We start from the raw sequence: 24,486 nt of genomic DNA, 5'->3' as shown, positions 1-24,486 counted from the left end.
CGTTTCCATACGGGTTCCTCACGTGGCGACGTCAACGGTGCGGATGCGAGGATGCGCCGGACCAGATCCGATTCGGGCACGGCAACGCTGTGCCTCGAGAGCACGAGATCGAGCGAGCGGGCGTCGGCTAGCGCGGCCAGTACAGCCGGGTCCCGTTGGTCGAGCAGCGCCTGGGCTTCTGCGCGTTCGGCTGCCGGCCAGTGTTCCGGCATGGCGCCATAAGCCTCGGTGAGGCGGCGAAAGCGTTCGGGGGTCATCGGCGTTCCTTTCCAAAGACTTGCTCGCCGCGCTCGCCGGCAAGACGGCTGCGCAACGTTCGGCGGGCGCGCGAAAGCAGGCTTTCCAGCGCTTCGACGCTGACGCCCATCAAAGCGGCTGCCTCGATGTTCGGCAGTTCCTGGTAGTACTGCAATACCAGTGCTTCGCGCTGGCGTGCCGGCAACGCGGCGAGCGCAGCGGCAATGCGCTCGCTGCGCGCGGATTCGTCGAGTTGATCTTCCGGCAGCGGCGCCTGGTCGACGGGTTCGGGGGCGTCGTCGTCGGAGATGACATCCTGACGGCGCCGCAAACGGTCATAACACAGGTTGAGCGCCACGCGGTGCAGCCAGGTGTCAAAGCGTGCCTGGCCGCGCTGCCAGCGCGACGCCTGCTTCCATATCCGTATGAATGCTTCCTGCGCCACGTCGCTCGCTTCGTCACGGTCTCCCAGCATCCGGGTCGCGAGCGCGAGCAGCCGCGGCAGTTTGCGCGCGACCATCTCGCGAACCGCTCCGGGTACCCTGCCATCGATACGGGCCAGCAACTCCGCGTCCGGGTCTTCTTCGTTCAATGTGTTTGATCTCGCTGATCTCGCAGCACATGTTCAACAGCCTTTCGCCGGGTTGGACTGCGGCCCGGTGCGCCAGCGTGGGGACTGCTCAATACACGACGACCGCCGGCCGATAATAAGCCGGCCGCGCGGGATAAACGACGCACGCAGAAAGTGCCGCGGCCGCAAATGCAATGGCGACTAGAGTTTTAAGCATGGGTGCCTGCCTTTACGTGGAGCTACGGTCAACAAAGCTGGGCCTGATCTAACGGGCCCAGTGACCTTCGATCCAGCGCCAGTTCGGTCCGCGTTGCACCCAGTGACCAGGCACCCAATGTGCGCCGATCCGTACCGGCCGCCAGTGGCCTGGCACCCATTCGTAGCCGCGGCCGGCCCAGCGCCAGTGGCCGCCATCCCACACATAACCGGGACGCGCTACGGGCACGACTTCCGTGCGCATCGGCGGTGGCGCGATGATGATCGTTTGCGCGAATGCCGGTGCGCTGGCTAGCGCGGCCAGGGCAGTGACGACGGCCAAAACGGCTTTTACCGCGAACGTGCGCGAAGCCCGTTCTCTTAGTATTTTCATAACGATTCCCTGGAGTAGATAAGACGCTCGATGCCAATGCTGTCGAGTGCTTAAACGCGGGCTCCCGGGAAATCCGTCGCACGATCTTTGAGTTTTTTACGTGGGCTGAAACAGGCCGTAATACCGCGATGCGCTCGTTAATACGAAGGTGGGTAAGCGCGCGGCTTTCCCTTATCCCTGTTCATTTGGTTCCGAATCGACACGCCATCGAGTCAGGAGTTTTCGAAATCTTCTGACAAATAATTGAAAACATTCCTAAAGTATTGTGTCGGCTTACCGTAATATATAAGTAATTGATCGTAACAATAGCGATGTCGATCAGCCCAACCCGGAGATAACCCAAAGGAGTTCCAGTTTCCATGTCTGACGCAATCAAGTCCGCGGGACAATCTCTAATCAACGGCTCGACCGGCAAGAACACCGACGTACCCGCGCTTGTCGCGGCTATCGTCAACGCGCGGGTGGCCGGATTCAACGCGGCTAACGCCGCAAAACAGAAGACCAGCACCTCCCAGCTGACCGCTGTCGGTTCGTTGAAATCGGTCATGTCGCTGCTGCAAAGCGCGCTGGCGACGCTGTCAGACGGCACCGCGTTATCCGCTGTCACCGCCAAGGCCGACGGCAAGGGCATCACGGCTACGGCAGGCAAGGGCACCACCGCGGGCAGCTATGCGATCCAGGTCACCAACATCGCGGCATCGCAAAGCATCACCTCGGGCGGGTTCGGCGCCAAGGAAGCGCTCGGTACCGGCACGCTGAAACTCTCCGTGGGCGCCTCGGACGTGTCGATCAAGATCGATTCGTCGAACAACACGCTGAGCGGCATTGCCGCCGCGATCAATTCCGCCTCCGGCAATCCGGGCGTGAGCGCGACGGTGATCACCGGTACGGACGGCGCGCATCTCGTGCTGCACTCGTCGACTACGGGTGTGGCGAACGGCATCTCGGTGGAGGTCACGCCGGCCAGCGAGGGCGACAACACCGGCTTGTCGAAGCTCAATGTCAGCTCGTCCACATCGACGGTCGACCCCTCGGACCCGGACAAGACCGTGGCGCCGTACACGACCATAGGGACATCAGCGAACTGGAAGCAAACCGCCGCCGGCAAGGACGCGTTGCTGACGGTGGCCGGCACGGAGGTCAGTAGCCCGGGCAACAGCGTGACATCGGCTATTGCGGGGTTGTCGATCAACCTGACATCGGAGTCCGTGGGCACGACCCAGACGCTGAGCATCAGCTCCGACACGAGCGCTCAGCAGACCTCGATCAAGGCCTTCGTCACGGCGTATAACAACTTCATCGGCATGGCTGCGTCGCTGACTTCGTTCGACAAGTCGCAACCGAAGGGCTCGCAAGGCGGTCCATTGCTCGGCGACTCGATGATGAACACGGTCAGGAATGCGCTTGCAACTGCGATCAGCAAGGGCGTCCCGAGCGCGGCCGACGGGACCAAGGGGATGGTGAACCTGGGGTCTATCGGTATCACGCTGCAAAAGGACAACACGCTGAAGATCGATGAAACCGCGTTGAGCGCGGCGCTGGCCAACAAGCCCGGCACCGTCAACACGCTGTTCAATTCGAAATCCGGTCTTGGCGCGGAGATGAACAAGACCCTCACGACCTTTCTCAAGAAAGACGGCCTGCTCGATACGAGGACAACGTCGCTCAACAAGGACCTCGACAACATCAAGGTACAGGGCACGAAGCTGGATGCATTCGCCACGCAACTGACGAACAGCTACAACGCGCAGTTCACTGCACTCAATACGCTGATGGCGCATATGAGCAGCAATGCGAGCTATCTGACTGCGTTGTTCGGCGGGGCCAACAGTGCGGGCGCACTGGCCGGAAACAAGGGTTGACGAGGAACACGCCGAGCGATGAGCGGCGGTAAAAACGAACCGGGGGCGTCCTGTCAGGACGCCCCGGTTCGTTTTGCGATGAAGAAGAAAACGCGTGCGCTGGTTACTTGCGCTGCTTACTTAAAATCCCAGCGCATCTGCTCGACGATGCCAATGCCGCGCGACGTCCGCACGCATTCGCTGACATAGTCTATAAACGGCAAGGGCTCGAAGCCGATCTCGTCGCGCAGGCGGCGGTTATCGAACTGGTAGTCCAGGTTGGCGAACCCGGCATAGATACCCAGCGCATGTTCGATCAGCCGCGCCGCGCCCGAGTGCTGACGCCCGACCACATCGCACGCGATCCTGCGGAAATCGCGCGGTGCGCAGATGGAGTAGCGTTTCCCCGATATGCCCGTAGCCTCATCCATCGCGCCGATGATCTGGCCAATGGTCGGCGCCTCCGAGCCGGCCGACACGTGGTAGGTGTCGAACGCCAGCTTCGGCTTGACGGCGAGCAAGGCCAGCGCGCGGGCGCAGTCGTCGACCGAGACAACATCGAGCCGGGTCATCGCTTTTGCGCTGAAGCGCCGCGCGTCATGCACCACGCGAAACACCCAGAAGATGCTCGGCGAGGGCAACGTGCCCAGCACCGTATGCCCGACGACAATCGATGGCCGCACCACGACCAGCGGCAGCGACGGGTAGTAGAGGCGCAGGAGCCGCTCGACATCGCGCTTGCTTTGCGTATAGGGCACGAGGTGGTTCGTCTCGCTCTCGTTCTCGCCAAATCCGAATGTGGACTCGGACACGACCGGACTGCATTGCGTACCGCAGGCCATGGCCGTGCTGACGTGCAGGAAACGCCGCAGCACTTTGCTGTCGGCGAAGTGCGATGCAAAACGCAGCGTGTCGCGCACGTTGATATCGAGTACTTGCGAGTTCATCGAGAACGACGCCATGGCGGCGCAGTTGATCACATGCGATGCCTCCGTCAATCGCGCGAGGTCCGCTTCAGTAAAATCGCCGCCCAGGTCGCCCACGATCACGTTCGCCTCGGTCAGCCGTTGCGCGCGAACGTACGGCAGGCCGCAACGTATGGCGGATGCACGCAGGCGGGTCAGTGCCTGCTCCGCATTCGCCGCGCGCACAAGACAGACGAGACGTTCGATCAGGCCGGCATTCATGAGCGTCACCAGCACCGTGCCTCCGATAAAACCGGTAGCACCGGTCAGCACCAGTCGATTGATGCCCACCACATGCATGCGCGTGGACGCCGTGAGGCTGTCTTGCCACGCGGTGGACAGAGGGGTTTGCCATGCAAACATAGCGTTCTCCATGCAGAAGCAAAATGAGTAGCGGGTAACAGGGGCGGGGGAGCGGATGGTGCCGCGCCCGCGATGCCCATGACATCGCCGCGCCTGATATCGCCGGGTCTAATATCGATACGTCACTGCAGTCGTTGCGAAATAAGCGTTCTTCTTCTGCACGATCGGGCTATCCGCGGACGAGCCGAGAATGCGCGTCACGCCGCCCGATGTCCGCAACGACCATTTCGGCGTAAACGAATAGGTCCACGCAGCTGACACTGTTGCCTGATCGATGCCGGCTTTCACCGAGTACGGCCGGAAGGCGCTGCTTGCGGACTGCGCTTCCGTAACGCCGAAGAACGTCTGCGTATACCGCCCGCTGCCCGCGTGCAGGCTGCCCGTGATGCTGATGTCGTTGGTCTCTGTGTGCAGTACCGGCTTCGTCACGTCGAGGTGCCCGCTGACGCCGCGCGTGGTGTGCGTGAGCGGCTGGTCGAGCGTTACGCTGATGGTCGTATCGCCGAACACCGTGGCGCCTACCTGGAAGTGCATCATCAGCGAGCCAGGAATGCGGCCCATGCCCTTCAGGTAGTTGGAGCCGGGCAGGTCGGCGCGATTGCTGTCGCTGCGGCCGAAGTCATAGTCAAGCGCGGTCGCGACAAAGATGCCGTTTGCGAAGGTCTTCTTGTAGCCGGCACCTTCGAACGGGCTGATGAAAAAGCCGTTGGAAAATTCAGCGGAGAAGACCGGAGCGACCAGGCCACGATAGTCCTTGCTGCCGAGGTAACGCGGTGCAACACCGGTGCCCAGTCCGAACGTGTAGAAATTCTCGGCATGAGCCATGGAGGAACACGTCAGGCCAAGCAGCGGGAGACACAAATAGGAGAGGCGTTTGCGCACGGTCAGGTCTTTTTCTAAGAGAGAAGCCGCAGTCTAGGGACGCGGTTGACCGGCGTCTGTTTTGAAGTTTCGCTAAATTGTGCTCAATTGTGTTCAAGTGTCCGCGAGTGTTGCGCACGGCCCTTTCACACGCGCGCGAGGATAGAATCGGCGACTGCTAGTGCTGCCCGATTGCGGAGAAAAACAAATGAACGAGGTCTCACCCAAGTACAACGTGTTGCTGATCGAGGACGACGATCGCCTCGCGCAACTGATCGGGGAGTATCTGGACAGCTATGAATTTGCGGTGACTATCGTGCGGCGAGGCGACACTGCGGTCGCCGCTGTGCGCGAGCACAAGCCGGCGCTGGTGATTCTCGACCTGATGCTGCCGAACATGGACGGTATGGAAGTGTGCCGGCGTATTCGCGGTTTTTCGAGCGTGCCGGTGTTGATCCTGACCGCTCGCGTCGATGTCTTCGACCAGGTTGCGGGACTGGAAACCGGCGCGGACGACTATGTCGTCAAGCCGATCGAACCGCGTGTGCTGGTGGCGCGCGCACGTGCGCTGCTCAGGCGGTCGCAGCCGGCTGAGGAAATCATGACGCCGGCCACGGCTGCCGGCACGCTCACGTTCGGCGAACTGGTGATCTCGCCGCCGAACCGCACCGTGACGTGGCGCGGCCAGGACATCGACCTGAAGACCGCCGAGTTCAACCTCCTCGTGATCCTCGCGCGCGCCGCCGGCACCGTGCTGAGCCGCGACGACATCCTCAAGCAATTGCGCGGCATCGAATTCGACGGGCTCGACCGTACCGTCGACTCGGGAATCTCGCGGCTGCGGCGGCGTTTCGAAGACGCGTCGCCGGAGCCGCACAAGATCAAGACAATCTGGGGCCGCGGTTATCTGTTCAGCCCGTCGGCGTGGGAGGATTGAATGCTGCGTTCACTGATCCGCCTGTATTTGATTGTGCTGCTCGGCGGCGGCGTCGCCATTGTGTTTGTCAATGAATACTTCTCGCAGCTCTTCCATGAGAGGGTTACCGCGAACGAACGCGAGAACGTAAAAGCTTATGCGTTCGTGCTTACCGATTACCTGGAACGTCACCCCGGTGAGCAGCGGGCAGCCGCGCTGGCTGAACTGCAAAAACACGGCGACGAGGGTTTCAGCCTGCTCACGATGAAAGACGTGATCCCGCTGCTCGATCGTGAGCAGTTGCGCGACCTGCGCGACGGCAAGCTGGTGCTCAGCATGGATGGTAAGGATTACTACCTGCCGTTACCCGATGGCACGATCGTCCACGCCCACCCCGATGAGCCCGGCAACCTTGACATCAAGGCACTGGCATACGCTCTGGTCGCACTCGCGACGCTGTTGTCCGTCGTCTTGTGGGTTCACTATCACTGGCGCGACTTGAGGAAGCTCGAGGCCGCCGCGCGCGCGTTTGGACGAGGCCAATTGTCGACCCGCGTGGCGTTATCGAAGAAATCGAATATCTACGATCTTTCGAATCAATTCAACGAAATGGCTGGGCAGATTGAAGCGTCGATCCTGCATCAGCGCGACATGATGCATGGGATCTCGCATGAGCTGAAAACGCCGCTTGCGCGGCTCGAATTCGGCCTCGCGTTGTTGCAGTCGCCCGAATCCCCGGAGCGCCAGCGCGAACGTCAACTTGCGTTGCGCCGTGACGTGCGTGAACTGGATGAACTGGTCACCGAACTGCTCACGTTAAGCCGGCTTGAACAAGGCGCGGCGCATATGGTGCTGATGCAGGTATCGGTGAGCGAACTGCTGGACAGCGTGGCCGCAAGCATGGCCAACGACGTCGCTGACCGTGCGCTGAGCCTGTCTGTTACAACGTCCGGCGCACCCGCGAGCCATGTGTGCGATCCGAAGCTGGTCGCAAGGGCATTGTTGAACCTGATCCGCAACAGCACCCGCTACGCGCAGCGCGCCATTTCGCTGAGCGCATGTTTGGGGCCGGCGGGCGCGCTCGTGCTGATCGTGGACGACGACGGTCCGGGTATCCCGCTTGCAGAGCGGGCGCGTATCTTTGAGCCGTTTCATCGGCTGGATGCAAGCCGCGACCGGCACACCGGCGGCTTCGGGCTTGGGCTGGCGATTGTGCGCCGCGTCGCGTTGGTACATGGCGGCGAGGTGCGGCTGGAAGAGGCTGCTTCCGGCGGCGCACGTTTCCTGATCACGTTGCCATCTATGCCCTTGCCGGCAGCGGGAGCCACTTCAGGCAGTACGACGGGTGCCCGTGACAAGAGAAGGCCGGTGACCAACCCGATGGTCTGATGGTCTATGCTACGTCCAGCAAAACAACATTCGATCATCATGACGATGCCGGAGGTTTGCCCAATGCCTTCTTGAACATGGCGATGAATGCGGTGACCGACTCGTAGCCGAGATTTTCCGCCACTTGCTGAACGCGCGCACCGGTCGACGCTGAAAATCCAGCTTTAACCGTTGCTCGTCTTGTGTGTAGCGCAAGCCATTTGTGAGACCCCTGGCATCGCGAGCAATCCCGCACCTAACCGGCGCGCGAATTCATCGTTTAGCGCGGGGGAGCACCCGATCCAACCCGAATCGTCAAATTTTGTCAAATCTAGGCCGGCATTGTTTCCTTTCGGCGCGAATGCGAAGACACTAGCTTCACCCTTCCGAGGGTGTGTCCCGCGACGATGGTGATCCTCGTCGCGCTTAAGTCCCATCCCGCCTGGGTGGGACTTTTTTTTCGTGCCACTCATTCCACAGCGAACAGTGTGTCGACTAGCGGCTTGTAAAAGCCTGGCTACTGCGAAACAGATCACGTGCGATCGAACAGAAAAGAGCCGTCGTCTGCCCTTCATCCTGAAGGCGGCGGCTCATGATGATCGGCGACGTGGGGCCGGGTTCGGGCAGGTGCCGGTAGACGACGCCATGCACCCTTAACCCGTCGACGCTCTCCGGTACAAGCGACACGCCCACTTGCGCCGCAACGAGCCCAAGCGCTGTCTGCAACTCCCGCACTTCGTGGACGGCGGCAGGTTCAAGCGCATGATCGCGCAACGCCGATAACTGCTGGTCCGCATAACTCGGGCGCGGTGAGCTCGGATACACGATCAGCGTCTCGCGAGCTACATCCGCAAGCGTCAACTCCACCGAAGCGTCCGCTAACGGATGATCTTCCGGCAGCGCGGCAATCATCCGTTCCTCGACCAGCACTTCGCGCGTCAGTTGCACGTCGTCGAAACGCAGTCGTCCAAAGCCGACATCAATCCGTCCGCCCTTTAACGCGCCGAGTTGTTCGAGCGTGAACATTTCGATCAGCGACAATTCGATCTGCGGAGCGGCCTCGCGAAAAGCCCGTATGACCTGTGGCAGTGCACCATAAAGAGTAGACGGCACGAAGCCGATCACGATGCGTTCTGCGAGTTGCGCGAGCCTGCGCGTGAGCGGCACGAGCTCGTCGCTTTCATCGATCAGGCGCTTTGCCTGCGTGTAGAAAACACGGCCCGCTTCGGTCAGGCGCAAGGGCCGCGAACCGTGTTCGAACAGCGCCAACCCGACGTTTTCTTCTATCTGCTGGATCTGCCGGCTAAGCGGCGGCTGCGTCATGTGCAGACGACCGGCCGCGCGCGTGATGTTCATTTCTTCGGCTACCGCGATGAAATAGCGGAGTTGTCGCAGCTCCATGCAGACCTCAAACGGTTAAAGATCCAGCGATATTGCGAAGATTGCAATGGAAGATGTCGGGCGCCCGCGTTTCACAGGCGCACAGGCCGTGATTGTGGCACGGGCAATGAGCGAACCGGCAAACAAGGCGTCTGCCGGCATGAAACCGTTTATGGGCGCGCAGTGGATTCGGGATCTGAAAGCGCAGGGCATTCGCTCACTGTGGCCGCTGGTCAACGCTGCGATCAACGTTCCTTGGCGGCTTGCTGGACCGCAGCGCTAAGCGATGGATTAGGAGCTTTATCGACAATGTTTGTCCTCAGGATCCAGTTATAAATCGCGCCAGCGATCATCAATGCCGAGGTGCCGAAGAACACTTCACGCATGCCGAAATGCCCTCCGACGAAACCGCCGGCAAGCGGTCCGACCACCTGCCCGGTATATTGGGCAGACGTCGAATAACCGAGCATATTGCCTGCAACCGACGCCGGCACGTTGTGCCGGATCACGCTTGCGACGCAAGGCAGCAGCCCGCCAAGCGCCAGGCCCATCAGGAAGCGCAGAACCACCAGTTGCCAGCCCCGCGTGACAAACGCTTGCGGGATGAGCAGGATGCCCGCCACCGCAAGGCAGCCGATAATGACGTTCCAATGCCCGATGCGATCGGCGAGCTTACCCAGGTACGAGGCCGAGAGAATGCTGCCCAACGCCGCCGCCGACATCACCAGCCCGGCGACAAACGTGACCTGGCGGACATCGACTATTTGCGCCACGTAGACCGTGATGATCGGCTCGATCGACATGTTTGCCAGCATCAGGAGCATGCCAGTCACCAGCATGGCGACAGTCGGCCGCTTGTCCGCGATCTCAGCCCAACTGCCACGCCGCTTTCCCTTCTTGTTCAAGCCCGGGTGACGCTCGTTCTTGACGAAGAATACGGTCGCCAGGAACGTAACAAAAATAAGGGCGCCCGAGGCGAGAAATGTCGACCGTATTCCGATCAGCGGCGGCAGCGATCCACCAATGATCGGGCCGACCAGATTGCCGGCCATGATGCCGGAAGACAGGACGCCGAGCGCCCAGCCGCATCGGTCTTTCGGCGTCTGGGTGGCGACCAGCACGGTGGAGCCGGACGCAAAGCCGCCAAGCAAGCCTGCGAGAAGCCTGAGGCCGACGAGTTGCCAGACGTTATGCGCCATCCCCATCAGGGACATGATGATGGCCATGCCGAGGCTGGCGCGGATCAGCATCGGCTTGCGGCCGTAGAGGTCGGCAAGCTTTCCCCAAAGCGGCGCGGTCAACGCGGCAGTAAAAAAGGTCGCGCCGTAAGCGACGCCGGACCACTGGACGATCGCGGCGTGATCCTTGACGCCTAGCTGCTCCACGTAAAGCGGCAAGAACGGCAACATGAGCGTCATGGCCACAATGGTCGTGAACGACCCGAACACGCAGACGATGAGGTTGCGCCGCCAGTGAGTGAACTCCTCCGCTTCCGGAGGATTGTCGTGACGTGCGCTTGCCGTTTGTTTGTCCATCATTGTGTCCGGGTCAGCGTGGGCGGTTGAGTGTTCTCTAGCGGCTCCTTGAGGGCCGGAGCAACCGCCTGGCGCAAAGTGAGGAAGCGAGTGGGCTTCAACCTGGATCCTACGGCGTGAGCGGTGGCGCAGCCAGACCGCTGCCTATACCGGTATCGCGACTACCCGGCACCTTCGCATCGCCTTTCTCAGTGTTTTTTTCAAGTGAGGCAGGTGAGCGATGCGCGTGGACGGCTAAAGATCAGCCGCTATCCGCCGATAAATAGGGGAAGTTTGCGTTTTTCTGCCAACTGTCATTTCGCAAGCAATTCAATGGACGGCGGCCAAGCTGCATCGAGCAGGCAGATGCTTTGACGATTGCTCGAAAGCGCGACTGCCCATCCTCGAATTTGCGCCGCAATCCGCACGCGAACGCATTTTCCAATGCAACGTGAGTCCTCGAAAAGCCGACGGCGTGGCGATTGAGGCTGGCGCCGGCACGTCTGCACGGCACTCGATCACAGGAATTGAAAGACAGCTAGTTGAAAGAATTCCCTGCCGTCATGTGGTCCGCTAAAGCAGAAATCGCGTGTTATAAATTTCAATCTACAAGGTCATTTTGATGAGCCAGTTCAAAGTTGTGACCCGCCTGTCAGTCGCTTTCGGTGCGTTACTAATCCTTCTTGGCGTAGTGTCTGTCGTTGGCTTGTTCGGCATGTCAAGAATCAACGAGGCGCTGACGAGTATTGTCGACCGCTCCACGGAGGAAATGACGCTTGCCCAGACCATGCGCTCCTCCCTCGACCAACGTTCCATCGCGCTGCGCGACATGATGCTGGTCGATAACGACGCCGACATAAAGGCCATCGTGGAGAAAATAAAGCACGAAGAAGGGATCTATGCGGACGCGTCGCGCGCCGTGAATGACATCTTTGTGTCGAGCGGGGCAATCACGGATGCGGAGCAAACACTTCTTGCAAAGCTGAAAGACGATGAAGCCTCCACGCGACCGCTCATGGCCAATGTCGTTCAGCTCATTCTTGCAAATGACAAAGCCTCGGCCGGCAAGGCTTTACTGCAAGATGTCGTACCGAAACAAACTCAATGGCGCGGCACGCTTCGATCGTTGATCGAGCTTGAGAAAACGACGATGCACGACAAGGCAAACCAGGCCGAGAGCAGCTATGCGCAGCTCAGGGTTGCGATGATCGGCGCCGCGTTTGCCGCGTTGATCGTCGGCGTGATCGGCGCGTTGCTGATCACGCGCAGCATCCTGAAGCAACTCGGCGCGGAGCCCAGCGAAGCGCAACGTGTAGCCGGCGAGATCGCGGATGGAAACCTCAGCGTGCCGGTAGTGATTGCACGCGGCGCAAGCGGGAGTTTGATGGCGTCGCTCGAGACAATGCGTGCGCAACTGAGCAGCATCGTCGCGGGGATCAAGACATCGGCCGATTCGATCGCAGTCGCGGCCAATGAAATGGCGCAGGGTAACGTCGATCTGTCGCAACGCACGGAGGAACAAGCGGCTTCGCTTGAACAGACCGCCGCGAGCATGGAAGAGCTGACGTCTACGGTTAAGCAGAATACCGACAACGCGAAACAGGCAAACATGCTTGCCCAGAGCGCGTCTGACGCAGCCACTGCAGGCGGGCAGGTGGTTGAGCGCGTGGTGACCAAGATGCGGGATATATCGGCTAGCGCCTCGAAAGTCGGTGAGATCATCACCTTGATCGAAGGCATTGCGTTTCAAACCAATATCCTTGCGCTGAACGCGGCTGTTGAGGCTGCGCGCGCAGGTGAGCAAGGGCGCGGTTTCGCGGTCGTGGCCGGCGAAGTGCGTACGCTGGCGCAACGCTGCGCGAGCGCAGCCAAGCAAGTGAAGGATCAGATTGGTGAGTCGCTCGATCACGTCGATACGGGTTCGGGTTTAGTAGCTGAAGCCGGCAAGAGCATGAACGAATTGTTGAGCTCGGTTAAACAAGTGACCGACATCATGGGCGAAATCTCGGCCGCATCGTCAGAGCAAAGCACCGGCATCGAGCAAGTCAGCCTTGCTGTTGGACAGATGGACGAAGTCACGCAACAAAACGCAGCGTTGGTCGAACAAGCAACGGCGGCAGCGCAAGCAATGGCCGACCAGGCCAAGAGCTTGCGCGAAGCCGTCGGTGTATTCAGGGTAGGGGTGGCAAGCCACTGAGGCCGCCTGGAAGCTGAGGAGGGGCTGCAAAGGGCCAAAGGGCTATTGGCGAGAGTCAGTTCGCCGTGCGTCGTGAATTAAAACGGCTCTGCAATTTGCTCCGCGGCCCCGACGGCAGATGAACGTCCAGAGAGGCCGTTCAATCTAGCTCGCTGGCCGGGGAAATCCCAGCGTATCCGCTTTCGCTCTCAGGTCGGCAAGGCGGTCAGACGGCGCAGGCGTGACTTGTGCATTGTCTACACCCGACACCGAACTTGATGGGGCAGGGGCCGTTGCACCCGCACACAGGCCACCGAATGGACCTTGAGCCACCGTGATGGCCGGCACATCCGTGCGCGCCGCGCTGCTGAAGTCGAGCGCATAGGCGAGGTTGAAGGTGGCCGGATCTGTGCCGCGAACACCGAGCGGCGCCAACCCGAAACGCCATTGCAACAACTGATGGATCGAACTCGGATCGAACGGAAAGCGCGTCACCGTACCGGCCGGCACCCGCGGGCCAAGCAGCGCGCACGGTACGCGAAAGCCGAGCCGCCCGTCGTTGCCGAGCGCCAGTTCGTCGTTGCTGATGGGCCTGATCGGCGGCGCCGCATGTTCGAGAAAGCCGCCCCACTCGTCATACACGATGATCATCAACGTGCGGCTCCAGTTCGGGCTGCTGGAGAGCGCGTTGTAGATCTGGCCGAGAAGCGCTTCTCCATTACGGATGTCCGCGTGCGGGTGATCGTCGCTCGAAATGCCTTGCGCTTCACCCGTAAAACTTGGATCGACCATGCAGAACGGGGGCAGCGTTCCCGCCGCAGCGTTGGAGAGGAAATCGGAAAACAGATGGGATATGCCGAGATACTTTGCGCCGTAGAGCGCAGTGAAAGGCACGTCGTGATAGTAGTAATTGCACCCGACGTTCGCCGCGCTGAGCCTGTCCCAAATGGTCGGCAGTACCGACGTATCGATGCTGTCGTCCAGCCGGTCCGTCGCGCCGCTGTGCAGGTAGATCCGGTTCGGGTAAGTGCTGGTCAGCACACCGCTGAAATAGAAGTCGCTCACCAGGTAGCTGCTCGCCACGCCGCTAAAGAAGTTCAGGTCGGATTGCGCGTAATAGCCGATTGGCAGCAAATCGCCGCGCACGTCGCTGGTATCGGGCGTCAGCAACCACCCATTCATTGCTCCGGAAGCGAGCTGGGTGCGCCCGCCTTGATAGCTGTGGTTGGGGTCCTCAAAAGCACAAGCCTGATAACCGTAAGACGGGTTGGCCGACAACAGAAAGGGTGTTTGCGCCGCGCCGAAAGCATCCGTGAACTGCTGGCTGGCAGGGCGGCCCTCGGCGCCGGGGACCCAGCCGAGGAAGTGGTCGAACGAGCGGTTCTCCATCGTCACCAGTACGATGAAATCAATCCCGGAGCTTGCCGGGTCAGGCAATGCCGGCCTTGGAAGGCTGTATCGATTACCCCCGTCGGGAGACGGCACATCGACGATCGACGCCGCCTGCGCACTTCCGTTCGGGACGTTCGGGCCGTCTCCACCGCCACAACCGGGAAGCGCAAGGGTTCCGGCAGCCGCGGCAACGCCTGCAAGGAAACTGCGACGGTCAAAACCGCGCCCTCTGGTTCCGTTGCTCATCTCGATCGACTCCCTATGGCTGGCAGATCCGGGCGTGCGCTGCAGGTCGACACTGTCGACGAGGAGGCCGCTCGTGTGCGCCGGACGCTTTTCGACACTTCTGGACAATTGGCTCGGTCCAGAAGCACCGCAGGCGCCGATTCGTCGCAGACTGGAACATCTCGACGAATGCCGTAGCACAATCTGGACCGCGTTTCGGCGTTGGAGTATTCGTGTGCGAGTACTCCGACGCCAGAGTGCAGGAAGACGACGCGTGGGTGGTCCATCGAGGCTCGAGGAATACGGCTGCCGATGACAATCAACTATCCCCGTTTGGGCAACCTCTTCGCGGGCGTCGGCATTTCGCGCAGTCGCTAGCCGCGCGCGCCTGATCAGTTGTGGCCAATGTCTGACAATTTGCAGGAAAACGGAATTAGTTGGACTGCGTGTCATTACGAATCAGAGACTTGAAACGAATTCGGTCACGCGCCAGATGACGCGAGAGCGAATGCATTGGACTTGCCGGATTTGTGACGCAAATTTGTTAGACCAGCCGAAGGGGGGGGCGGCCAGTCTTGCGCCGGTTGGGAACGGCTGCGTGCTGCCCAGGAACCGCCGGTCACCATCGCCATCGGGCCGCTGCTTCGGCCGAGGACTTGCCGTCCGATACGGCTGCTCGAATGGCTGTTCCACTTTCGAAACTGCCGTAGCGCCGGCGCCGGGTTGAAGGACAGATGTGGGTCCGTGAACTGCCTTTAGATCATCGCGTCGAAACCGCTCACAGCACACTCGTTATCGGCATTACATCGCGCTCGAATTTCCCCGACATGTATCGCTGAAAGTCGCAGATGTGGCTGAGCTGTTTTCGGTTTCCCACCAAACCGTGTACCCGACTTCTTGCTCATCAGCCAAAGAAGGCATAGCGCGGCCTCGATAGGTCACTACGCCCCCGAACTCTACGTGAGTCGATTTCGCCGGGCTTAACTGACTTCCCTGTTCCATTGCTCCCCAGACCCCAAGCTGCTCGTGAGTCTTCATTGGGGGTAAAGCGACCCTTAAACTTCGCGAATCATTCGACCGCGACTTTTTCAACAACATCGACCGAGTGCCGCCTACGGCCGGTCTGCCCAGCAGGCGCGTTCACACCGCTCAGCGAAGGATTCCGAACGATTGCTCTTAGTGAAGTGATCGCGGAAAACACTTTCAAACTCGGGTCATTTGCCAGAAATGCAAGTTGCTGCTAGAGCCGGTGATACCAAAACTGCGGTGGCGACCCAGCATGTCAACGCTTAAAAAACGTCATGTGGTCTATTTTTAGTTCTAGCACGGCGCAGCTTCCTTGCTTCACTGGCGCAGAGCACCTATCCGGCGCTTGACCCATGGTCTATGCTCATTGCAGGGCGCTCCTGTGCACGCAGGATCCCCGCACTACGTGCGACGCGGAGGGAACATGGCGGAGGTTCGGTCGGGCATCAGCGAAAACCTGCGGACACTCGCCGATCTTCCGTGCCCGCAAGGCTTGCCCGGGTTAGGGAATTTCTTTCAGTTGGCGCCGGCGAAACTGCATCTGACGTTAGAGGAATGGGCGGCGAAGCTGGGCTCGCCATTCAGGGTCCAGCTTGGCACGATTCCAATGACAGTTTGGACGCAGGCGGAGCTTTTCCAGACGGTCATGCGAGAACGCCCCAACCGATATCGACGCTTTGCACCGATCGAGTCAGTGATGGCGGAGCTTGGTGGCAATGGGCTATTTTCTGCTGAAGGCGCCGCATGGGAGCCTCAACGTCGGCTTGTTATGCAGGCGCTATCAATTTCAAACATAAAGAGCTTTTATCCAACGCTTGCGGCAATCACGGAACGTCTACGCGCGAGATTGCAGCGCGCCTCGTCCGAGGGGCGAACAGTGGAAATGACGGATGAGCTCAAGCGTTACACGGTGGACGTGACGAGCGCCCTCGCATTTGGCGAAGACCCACACACGCTCGAACAACAGCACGGTGTCATCCAGGAACACCTTGCGCTCATACCGCCGGCGCTGATGCGTCGCGTTGTTGCACTTTTTCCGTATTGGCGCTATGTCAAGCTGCCGAGGGATCGCCGGTTGGATCAGGCAGTCGTGGAGATACATAAGTACGTTCATAAGATGATTGAACGTGCGCGTGACCGTATGCAAGCACTCCCGGGAGGGTCCCCGCGCAACTTGCTCGAGGCAATGCTTCTGGCACGAGAGCTTCCCGACTCGACAGTGACTGACGAACAGATCGTTGCGAACGTCCTTACCTTGCTCGTTGCCGGAGAAGACACGACGGCCAATTCCATTGCATGGGCTGTTATGTACCTTGCAGCAGATACCGATTTGCAGTTTCGAATGTTCGAGCATTCACGTGGCGTTCTGGGTCAGTCGACAGTTTGCCCGAGCTACGACGCATTAAAGCATCTTGACCTGTGCGAGGGCGTTTGCAATGAGGCGCTTAGGCTACGCCCAGTCGCCGCGATACAGACGTTTGAACCACTAACGGACGTGTGCCTTGGAGGCGTTGCGGTGCCGGCCGGTACGCGGATGCTCTTCCTCACGCGCCCCGCCATGCTGGATCCGCAGAACTTTGTGCATCCAGAGTCGTTCAATCCTGATCGATGGAGACATCCTCATGATCCGTCAGACGGAGCACACGAACTCCGAGCTTATCTAACATTCGGTGCAGGACCGCGAGTCTGTCCGGGACGTCATCTGGCTAATGTGGAAATGAGGCTCGTTATGTCGATGCTGACGGCACACTTTAAAGTCGCAATGGCGGTCGACCCGGCGTCGATCAAGGAGGTTTCCGCCTTCACAATGGTGCCAAGCGAAATGCCTGTAAAACTTCAAGCCCGTGCGTGACTTCAGTCGGTGAACCGTCTACCGAACTGCCGCGGGCTGCGTATATCTATCAGCTATTGGACGCAGCGCCGCGCACAATCTAACGCATCAGTCTGAATGACAGTTTGCCGTCAGTTCACTTCTTGCTCCTGGAGGGTTATGAAAGAGACATCGGTCCGCGTCGACGGAATCAACTCGCCCCTGCTGGAGGCGGGTCCGAGAGAATCCCTAGAAGCGGTCGTTTTCGTGCACGGCAATCCGGGGTCGATTGCTGACTGGACGCGACTCGTGGCCAGCGTGGGTGAGTTCGCCCGTGCCGTGGCCATGGACATGCCGGGTTTTGGCTCCGCGGACAAACCTGAGGAGTTCGACTACAGCGTAGGTGGATATGCTCTTCACCTGGGGCGGTTGCTGACTGAGTGCGCTGTGGAGCGTGCTCATCTCGTCCTACACGACTTTGGCGGCCCGTGGGGACTAGCATGGGCTGCCGCGAATCCCGGCGCCATTGCGAGCGTCACATTGATCGACACCGGCGTTCTGCTTGATTATCGATGGCACTATCTCGCGCGCATCTGGCAGACGCCTTGGTTAGGCGAACTGTTCATGGCCGCGACAACGCGTACAGGGATGCGGCTGCTCCTTCGGCATGGAAACCCACGTGGCTTGCCAGTGGAATACGTGGATCAGGCATTCGACAGTTTCGATGCCGCCACTCGCCGCGCCGTGCTGCGGCTATATCGCAACACCCGCGCGACAAATGGAGCCATGCAAGACATCGCGAAAGCACTCCGCCCGTGGGATCTGCCAGCTCAAGTGATATGGGGAGCCCACGACCCCTATATTTCCGTGGACTTCGCCGAGCGACAGCGCGCGGTTTTTCCCCGAGCCGAGGTGTTAATCCTGCCAGACAGCGGGCACTGGCCTTTTATCGACGATCCCGACGCCGTCGCCAACACAATCTTGCCGTTCCTGCGCAGGCAGTTGAGGGCAGGCTGAACCGATTTGAGCCACTGGCCGCGAATAGACCGGACGATTGCGACCAGTTGCGTTGTCGAAGTCGGTAGTCGAAGGGCGCGATCAAATGGCTCTTCAGCGACGGGACTGCCTGTCGACCATTGGCGGCTTCTGCCGAGTACCCGGCAATGATGGTTTGCGCAAGACATCAGCCGTGGGTATGGGGAATTAGATTCGATTCACTAGTTGGTCTCGCAATTGCCGCCGCAGCACTTTGCCCACTGGCGTTTTCGGCAGGTCCTCTAGGAAGACGACACGCTTGGGCACTTTGTAAGAGGCCAAGCTTTCGCGCGCAAACTCGATTACATCCGCCTCGGTCAACATCGGGTCATTTTTTACAACGAAGGCGACGGGTGTCTCGCCGGATTGCGAATCCGCGACGCCGACCACCGATACCTCCAGGATGCCGGTATGGCGAAAGAGCACGCTCTCGACCTCGTTCGGGTAGACGTTGAAACCGGAGACCAGGATCATGTCCTTCTTGCGATCCACAATCTTGATTACGCCATGTTCATCCATGATCCCGATATCGCCAGTCGCGAAAAATCCATCGTGACCGATCACGAGGGCGGTTTCCTCCGGACGGTTGAAGTACCCTTGCATGACGTTGGGCCCGGCGACGCAAATTTCGCCTGGCATGTCGGTGGGTACCGCCGTGCCGTATTCGTCGCGGATTTCGATACGCATTGAGGGGAGCGGCACGCCGATCGTACCGTTGAAGGTGGTGAGTGTCACGGGGTTGGCCGTCACCGCGCCGGAGGTTTCCGAAAGCCCATAGGCTTCCAGCACAGGGCGGCCAGTTATTTTCTGCCAGCGTTCGGCCACTGCCGGAAGGGTCGCGGTGCCACCGGCGATCGTAGCGCGCAAGGCCGAGAACTCGAGCGAGCGGAAGTCCTCGTTGTTCATAAGCGCTGTGAACAGCGTGTTGAGGCCGCCAAAGACGGTAGGCTGATGCGTGGCGAAGTCCTTCACGAGGGCAGGAATATCTCGCGGGTTCATCACCAAAACGGCGCGGGCTCCAAAGTGGATGCAGACCATACACTGGCACACGAGCGCCGACACATGGTAAAGAGGCATCGCAATGATGGTGGTTTCCTCTCCCAGTCGGAACGCCGGCTTGCACCAGGTGGCGAACATCAGCACATCGGCCAGCACGTTGCCGTGGGTGAGCACTGCTCCTTTGGGCTCACCGGTGGTACCACCGGTGTATTGGAGGAACGCTCTTGTCCCGTGGTTCAGCGCCGCCTTACTGAAATCAGTGGCCGGGTGGGCTGTCATGGCGGCCTTGAAGGTTACCGCGCCTGCAATCTTCCAGCCGGGGACGAGTTTCTTCTTCTTTCGGACGATATAGTCCACTACGACAGATTTCGGGAACCTCTGCATCTCTGCCACGCGCGCGACGATGACGTGCTCAATGGCGATATGGGTCAGCGCATGCGCGACGGTGGCGGCGAAAATCTCCATCACCACGATTGCTCGCGCACCGGAATCCTTGATTAACTGCGTCAGCTCCGCTGAGGTGTACAGCGGGTTGACGTTGACGACGGTCAGCCCGCTTCTGAGTGCGGCGAACATCGCAATGGGATGTTGCATGCAGTTTGGCAACATCAGCGCGAGGCGATCCCCCGGCGTTAGCCCAAGGTCATTCTGAAAATAGGCAGCCAGGCGCGCTGAGTTGTCGTCGAGTTGACGAAATGTGAGGTCCACTCCGAACTGGTGAAAGGCGATTTTGTTGCCGAAGCGAGCGACGGCGTGTTCAAGGAGGGCCGCCACCGAGGGGTAACCCTCGAAGTCGATGTCCGCCGCAACCCCTTCAGGGTATTGCGAGAGCCATGGCAAGTTAGACATTTCGACCTCCGCTGCAGATAACCGCGACGTTAACTGCTTCTACTTCTATCCTAGGTCTTCCAGCCGGCTTCTTTGAATTTGTTCGGATGTCCGTCACTTCGCGATTCCTGCAGTCTGCATCGAACATACGAAATCACTTTTCTGCGAACACACGAATTCGCGACCAATCGACAAAGTCGATAGTGAAACAGTTTCGCATATGGTGTTTTCCCGGTAAGGCAGACGACTTTCCGTATGAGCACTCAAAGTATTTTCGCCACTTTTTCAAGTGTGCTTTAGCGCAATTGACCGGATCGTTACCAGTGCCGCATGCACCAGTAGGTTACGGCCGACGGAACAGCAGGTTCCCTCTCTGGCTAACAGCGCCGTGTGAAACAATCACTCACGCGACATCACATCGCACCATAACGAGTAAGAGTTGGCCGACGGCAGCGCCATAGAACCGATAGTCGAAGTTCTTCAATGATCTAAAGGTACCGGTTACCGAAGCGCTCATGTACGTTCGGGAGTATTGCCGTCATGCAAGCTGCCGAACTGCCAAACCCTGAGCAGTCTCATAGCCAGAATGCGAATGCCAAATGGTATGACATCACCCGTCACCTTGAGCCCAAAATTGCCGACGCGAGAAATGAGTTTCGGTGGCATGTTGCGCAGCAACGAGGCCGTGTTCCGCGAAACCTGATGGGCGGCTTAGCGCCGCTTAGCCGTCGTTTCTCCAGTTCGTTGTCAATGCCCGCTCCGGCCGATGACCTGCCTTACGAGCCGCTAGACGGAAGGGCCGTTGTACCTTGCAAGCGGCCGTTGCAACCACACAGCGACGGCCGGCAGTCGTGGGTCGACAAGGGTCTATCGCTTTTGTCGGGAAGACCATCTACCTGCGCACTTCGGGTCGCTCAGCGGAATACTGCGTAGGGTGAGACTCATTTCTGTCTGTGACGAGAGGAAGTGGCCACATGGGGCCACTTCCTAACGTCGCTGCCGGGGCCAGCGAACTCCGAACGTTTTCTGGAGATCCGTTCAATTCGATGTATTCGTGTCCGGCTAATTCTGGCGCGAGTCCAGGTAATTTCGGTTCCCTGCAGATTTTCATCAGACTCCAATCACACTTCACTAGCACTTCAATAACACGGCGCGCAATGTCGAGGTTCGACGTGTGCGGCTGGCTTGATCGTGGAACTGGTCGAAAGGGGTGCCGAGGCGGGTCGTTGCGCAACTCCGCGATCTTGCAATACGTCGGCAGCGGGCATTGGTAGCGGCCTGGCGGGATTCGTTAAGTTATACAAAGCAGTGCCCAACTGTCCTGCTGCGATCCCGTCGTCGTACTCGTCAGGGCTTTGGGCGTGCGCGGGCGCTGTCAAACAAAATGCAGCGCATATCACGGTCAAAAGACGTTTCATTTCCCTCTCCCTCTCTCTTGCCGCAGGATACCCGTACGACAGAGCGTCTGACCTGGGTCATCGGCGTTTTCATTGGAGATCGGATACTTGCAACGTCGCCGCATCCACCGCAAAATCTTGCTCGACAGGCTTGTCAAGCAAGACTCGTGACGGACAGTAAATTTATAGCCGCTCCTCTTTACAAAAAGGGGCGAGGACGCGCTGCAGGGAGTAACGCTTCATGGCTGCACGGCGAACATATCCATGAGGACATCGCGCAGCCACTGAATGCCGGCATCGCTTGAGAAGCGCACATGCGTGTGGATTTTCACTTCGATGGCCGGCAAATCGAACGGCAACGCCAGCAACCGGAACGCATGACCGCGATTGAAGCGCTCGGCAATGCTGCGTGGAAAGATCACCGCGAGATCCGTGGTCCGGACAATCTCCGGCGCCACGATGAAATGCGGCAGCCGCAGCACGATCTCGCGCTCCATGCCGAGTTCCGCGAGCCATTGCTCGATCATTCGGTGCCCGGTGGCGTTCGTGCTTGCATAGACGTATCGCAAACCGGCCAGATCCTGCTTCGACGCCTTCTTCCCCTTCAGCGGATGTCCCGCGCGAACCAGGCACACGTGCTCGTCGGAAAACAGCGTGTCGCCTATACAGCCTTCCTCAAGCCCCGGCACGTAGCCGAGCGCGAGATCGATCTCACCCGCACGCATGGCCGCGCCCGCGGACTCGGACGCGAGTTGCACGATCTCGAAGCGAACCTTCGGCGCCGTGCTTTCCAGCGCGGCGAGTAACGGCGGCAAGAAGTAGAACTCCGACATATCCGACATCGATATCTTGAACACGCGTGACGCAGTGGCGGGATCGAAGTGACCGTGCGCCTGCATCGCCAGGCTGATGATGCCGAACGCTTCATCAAGCGGACCATGAAGGCGGATCGCAGCCTCGGTTGGCACCATGGTTTGCGGCGTGCGAACGAACAGCGGATCGTCGAACAACGTGCGCAGGCGCCGCAGCGAATGACTCACGGCAGGTTGCGTCAAACCGAGCCGTTCGCCTGCCGCGGTGAGGCTGCGCAAGTCCCAGATCGCAAGGAATACGCGCAGCAGGTTGAGGTCCGTGAGGCCGCTATTCGTTTGGTTCATGGCATCCATTATTGGTGCGAATTTGACGCATGGGTGGGGTGATTCTATCTTGATGACACGCCATTTCACCGATACCAACACACGCCGGAGCCCCGATGAATCTCGTAGACGATCCCAAGCTTGCGACCCTCACCCGCGCGTCGAGCGCAATCGCCAATCCGCTCGCGCTGGACGATGTCATAGCGGAAATCGCCGCGCGCCGCGATGAATTCGATCGACTCTCGCATGTTCCCCGCGACATGATCGCGACCATGAAGCGCGCCCGGATCTTCCGCGCCAGCACCCCGAAATGTTTTGGCGGCGACGCGCTCGCACCCGCTGATTTCCTGCACATGCTGGAACGCATTGCGGTGGCGGATGGATCCACGGCATGGGTGGCCGCGTTCGGCTCGGCCAATGTCTATCTCGCGGCGTTGCCCGTTGAAATCCAGCGTGAAATCTATGCAGACGGCCCGGATCAGGTATTTGCCGGTGGTCTTTACCCAGTGCAACCCGCCGTCGCCGGCGCGGGTGGCTGGACCGTGAGCGGCCAATGGCATTTTGCGAGCGGCTGCAAGGGCGCGGACTGGATCGGCGTGGGCATCGGCGGGGCGCCCGCGGGCAGCGACAGTCCGAACGCCGGCAAGCCGTTGACGGCGGTGTTTCGCGCGGAAGAAGTCGAGATCGTCGATAACTGGAACGTGGTCGGCATGCAGGGCACGGGTAGCCATGACCTGCGCCTGAAAGACAAATTCGTCGCCGATCCGTGGACGTTCGTTCGCGGCGGCGGCGCGGTGATCGATGAACCCTTGTACAAATATCCGGCCGTTTCGTATCAGGCGGAAGTCCATGCCGCGGTCAACGTCGGACTGGCACGCGCGGCGCTCGACCTGGCTGCGGAGATTTCCGGCGGCACGAAAACCACGACCGGCGCGCCGCGTCTGGCGGATCGCGCGTACTTTCGCATCGAGCTGGGCCGTGCCGAGGCGCAATGGCGCAGCGCCCGCGCGTTCTTTTATCAAGCCTCCGAAGATGCCTGGAACTCGATCATGGCGGGCAACGCGGTGACGCCCGAGCAAACGAGCCTGTTGCGCCTGAGCGCCACGCACGCCGCCCATGTGTGCGCGGACGTGGTCCAGCACGCTTACCGGCTGGCCGGTGTCGCGGCAATCTACCGGAACCACCGGATGCAGCAGCTCGTTCGCGACTCCATGGTCGTCACGCAGCACGCCTTTTTGGGCGAAGCGACCTATGACGGCGCCGGCGCCATTTTCGCGGGCATCGCGCCCACGATCACGCCGTATCCGTAAGCCAGGAGAGAGCATGAACGAAGTCGATAACCGCAAGCTGTTCCGGGACGCGATGGCGCATCTGTCGGCGGCGGTGAACATCATTACGACCGATGGGCCGCATGGCCGCTGCGGCATCACGGCAAGCGCGGTCTGTTCGGTAACGGATAGCCCGCCTACTATGCTTGTCTGCGTGAACCAGTCGAGCGCCGCGCACGCGGTGTTCGCGGGGAATGGGCAGGTCTGCATCAATGTGCTGCCCGGCAATCAGCAGGAGCTTGCGCAGCACTTCGCCGGCATGACCAGGCTGCCGATGGCCGCCCGCTTCGAGCAGCAGGCCTGGACTGCGGGGCTCCTTGGGACGCCTGTTCTAACCGATGCGCTCGCGAGCCTGGAAGGGCGGATTGTCGAGCGCAAGACCGTCGGGTCGCACTCGGTGATGTTCGTGGAAATCGCCGATATGGTGGTGCGCCACGACGGCGACGGCCTGATCTATTTCGATCGCGATTTTCATCGGCTGGCGCGGGTGGCGAGGGCGCCGGTTGCTTGCTGAACGCGTGCGGTTCGA

18 protein-coding genes and 2 pseudogenes are annotated in these 24,486 nt (G+C 60.0%); 9 read left to right on the top strand and 11 right to left on the bottom strand.

What is annotated here, in order from left to right:
• The 3 genes and pseudogenes from FH08_RS0138055 to FH08_RS0138045 all read right to left on the bottom strand — a co-directional run.
• A pseudogene (locus FH08_RS0138055) lies at window positions 1-257 on the bottom strand (hypothetical protein); the annotation flags it as partial.
• Complete coding sequence (locus FH08_RS0138050; RefSeq protein WP_031363367.1) at window positions 254-829, bottom strand: RNA polymerase sigma factor; 576 nt, start codon at window positions 827-829, stop codon at window positions 254-256. The pseudogene FH08_RS0138055 and the gene FH08_RS0138050, both read right to left, overlap by 4 nt.
• A gap of 244 nt (window positions 830-1,073) precedes the next feature.
• Window positions 1,074-1,397: a YXWGXW repeat-containing protein gene (locus FH08_RS0138045; protein WP_031363366.1), complete on the bottom strand. Its 324-nt coding sequence runs from the start codon at window positions 1,395-1,397 to the stop codon at window positions 1,074-1,076.
• Between the two features lie 359 nt (window positions 1,398-1,756).
• On the opposite strand from FH08_RS0138045, the gene fliD reads away from it, so the two are divergent.
• Window positions 1,757-3,259, top strand: coding sequence for a flagellar filament capping protein FliD (gene fliD / locus FH08_RS0138040; RefSeq protein WP_051888840.1), 1,503 nt, complete (start codon window positions 1,757-1,759; stop codon window positions 3,257-3,259).
• Between the two features lie 116 nt (window positions 3,260-3,375).
• On the opposite strand, the gene FH08_RS0138035 is transcribed toward fliD, so the two are convergent.
• Together FH08_RS0138035 and FH08_RS0138030 are read right to left on the bottom strand one after the other, a co-directional pair.
• Complete coding sequence (locus FH08_RS0138035) at window positions 3,376-4,566, bottom strand: SDR family oxidoreductase (protein ID WP_031363364.1); 1,191 nt, start codon at window positions 4,564-4,566, stop codon at window positions 3,376-3,378.
• A 108-nt stretch (window positions 4,567-4,674) separates the two neighbouring features.
• Window positions 4,675-5,391: a MipA/OmpV family protein gene (locus tag FH08_RS0138030; RefSeq protein WP_031363363.1), complete on the bottom strand. Its 717-nt coding sequence runs from the start codon at window positions 5,389-5,391 to the stop codon at window positions 4,675-4,677.
• Window positions 5,392-5,635: 244 nt separating this feature from the next.
• Between FH08_RS0138030 and FH08_RS0138025 the strand changes: the two genes are divergently transcribed.
• Both FH08_RS0138025 and FH08_RS0138020 read left to right on the top strand, forming a co-directional pair.
• Window positions 5,636-6,364: a response regulator transcription factor gene (locus FH08_RS0138025; RefSeq protein WP_031363362.1), complete on the top strand. Its 729-nt coding sequence runs from the start codon at window positions 5,636-5,638 to the stop codon at window positions 6,362-6,364.
• A complete protein-coding gene (locus FH08_RS0138020) occupies window positions 6,365-7,732 on the top strand; it encodes an ATP-binding protein (RefSeq protein ID WP_081889703.1) in 1,368 nt (455 codons plus the stop codon).
• A gap of 37 nt (window positions 7,733-7,769) precedes the next feature.
• Here FH08_RS0138020 and FH08_RS53765 read toward each other — a convergent pair.
• Together FH08_RS53765 and FH08_RS0138010 are read right to left on the bottom strand one after the other, a co-directional pair.
• A pseudogene (locus FH08_RS53765) lies at window positions 7,770-7,880 on the bottom strand (AraC family transcriptional regulator); the annotation flags it as partial.
• 326 nt (window positions 7,881-8,206) lie between these two features.
• Window positions 8,207-9,112: a LysR family transcriptional regulator gene (locus tag FH08_RS0138010; protein ID WP_031363360.1), complete on the bottom strand. Its 906-nt coding sequence runs from the start codon at window positions 9,110-9,112 to the stop codon at window positions 8,207-8,209.
• Between the two features lie 46 nt (window positions 9,113-9,158).
• On the opposite strand from FH08_RS0138010, the gene FH08_RS0138005 reads away from it, so the two are divergent.
• Window positions 9,159-9,374, top strand: coding sequence for a hypothetical protein (locus tag FH08_RS0138005; protein WP_031363359.1), 216 nt, complete (start codon window positions 9,159-9,161; stop codon window positions 9,372-9,374).
• On the opposite strand, the gene FH08_RS0138000 is transcribed toward FH08_RS0138005, so the two are convergent.
• Window positions 9,337-10,626 carry an MFS transporter gene (locus tag FH08_RS0138000; protein ID WP_051888839.1) on the bottom strand — a complete coding sequence of 430 codons (1,290 nt, stop codon included), beginning with the start codon at window positions 10,624-10,626 and terminating at the stop codon, window positions 9,337-9,339. The two genes, FH08_RS0138005 and FH08_RS0138000, sit on opposite strands and share 38 nt — an antisense overlap.
• A gap of 601 nt (window positions 10,627-11,227) precedes the next feature.
• Between FH08_RS0138000 and FH08_RS0137990 the strand changes: the two genes are divergently transcribed.
• Window positions 11,228-12,802 (top strand): methyl-accepting chemotaxis protein, encoded by a 1,575-nt coding sequence (locus FH08_RS0137990; protein WP_051888838.1) that lies wholly within the window; start codon window positions 11,228-11,230, stop codon window positions 12,800-12,802.
• Window positions 12,803-12,946: 144 nt separating this feature from the next.
• Here FH08_RS0137990 and FH08_RS0137985 read toward each other — a convergent pair whose 3' ends face one another.
• Window positions 12,947-14,419, bottom strand: coding sequence for an alkaline phosphatase family protein (locus FH08_RS0137985; RefSeq protein WP_031363356.1), 1,473 nt, complete (start codon window positions 14,417-14,419; stop codon window positions 12,947-12,949).
• Window positions 14,420-15,848: 1,429 nt separating this feature from the next.
• Here FH08_RS0137985 and FH08_RS0137980 point away from each other — a divergent pair.
• Both FH08_RS0137980 and FH08_RS0137975 read left to right on the top strand, forming a co-directional pair.
• The gene (locus tag FH08_RS0137980) at window positions 15,849-17,276 is read left to right on the top strand and encodes a cytochrome P450 (RefSeq protein WP_035568349.1); all 1,428 of its coding nucleotides are present in this window, start codon (window positions 15,849-15,851) and stop codon (window positions 17,274-17,276) included.
• A gap of 138 nt (window positions 17,277-17,414) precedes the next feature.
• Window positions 17,415-18,251, top strand: coding sequence for an alpha/beta fold hydrolase (locus FH08_RS0137975; RefSeq protein ID WP_031363354.1), 837 nt, complete (start codon window positions 17,415-17,417; stop codon window positions 18,249-18,251).
• A gap of 186 nt (window positions 18,252-18,437) precedes the next feature.
• Here the strand turns inward: FH08_RS0137975 and FH08_RS0137970 are convergent, their stop codons facing one another.
• Window positions 18,438-20,117: an AMP-binding protein gene (locus FH08_RS0137970; RefSeq protein WP_031363353.1), complete on the bottom strand. Its 1,680-nt coding sequence runs from the start codon at window positions 20,115-20,117 to the stop codon at window positions 18,438-18,440.
• 1,615 nt (window positions 20,118-21,732) lie between these two features.
• Entirely contained in the window at window positions 21,733-22,650 is a 918-nt protein-coding gene (locus tag FH08_RS0137965; RefSeq protein ID WP_031363352.1) for a LysR family transcriptional regulator, read from the bottom strand.
• A gap of 95 nt (window positions 22,651-22,745) precedes the next feature.
• Here FH08_RS0137965 and FH08_RS0137960 point away from each other — a divergent pair, with 95 nt between their 5' ends.
• Both FH08_RS0137960 and hpaC read left to right on the top strand, forming a co-directional pair.
• On the top strand, window positions 22,746-23,939 hold the full coding sequence (locus FH08_RS0137960) for an acyl-CoA dehydrogenase family protein (RefSeq protein WP_051888837.1): 1,194 nt from the start codon (window positions 22,746-22,748) through the stop codon (window positions 23,937-23,939).
• Between the two features lie 13 nt (window positions 23,940-23,952).
• Window positions 23,953-24,471, top strand: a complete 519-nt coding sequence (gene hpaC, locus FH08_RS0137955; protein ID WP_031363350.1) for a 4-hydroxyphenylacetate 3-monooxygenase, reductase component — start codon at window positions 23,953-23,955, stop codon at window positions 24,469-24,471.
• Window positions 24,472-24,486 lie beyond the last annotated feature (15 nt).

The sequence above is a fragment of the Caballeronia sordidicola genome (genome assembly GCF_000729995.1).
Taxonomy (GTDB): domain Bacteria; phylum Pseudomonadota; class Gammaproteobacteria; order Burkholderiales; family Burkholderiaceae; genus Caballeronia; species Caballeronia sordidicola_A.
The sequence above is the reverse complement of the archived record's forward strand: the minus strand, read 5'-3'. Positions and strand labels throughout refer to the sequence as shown.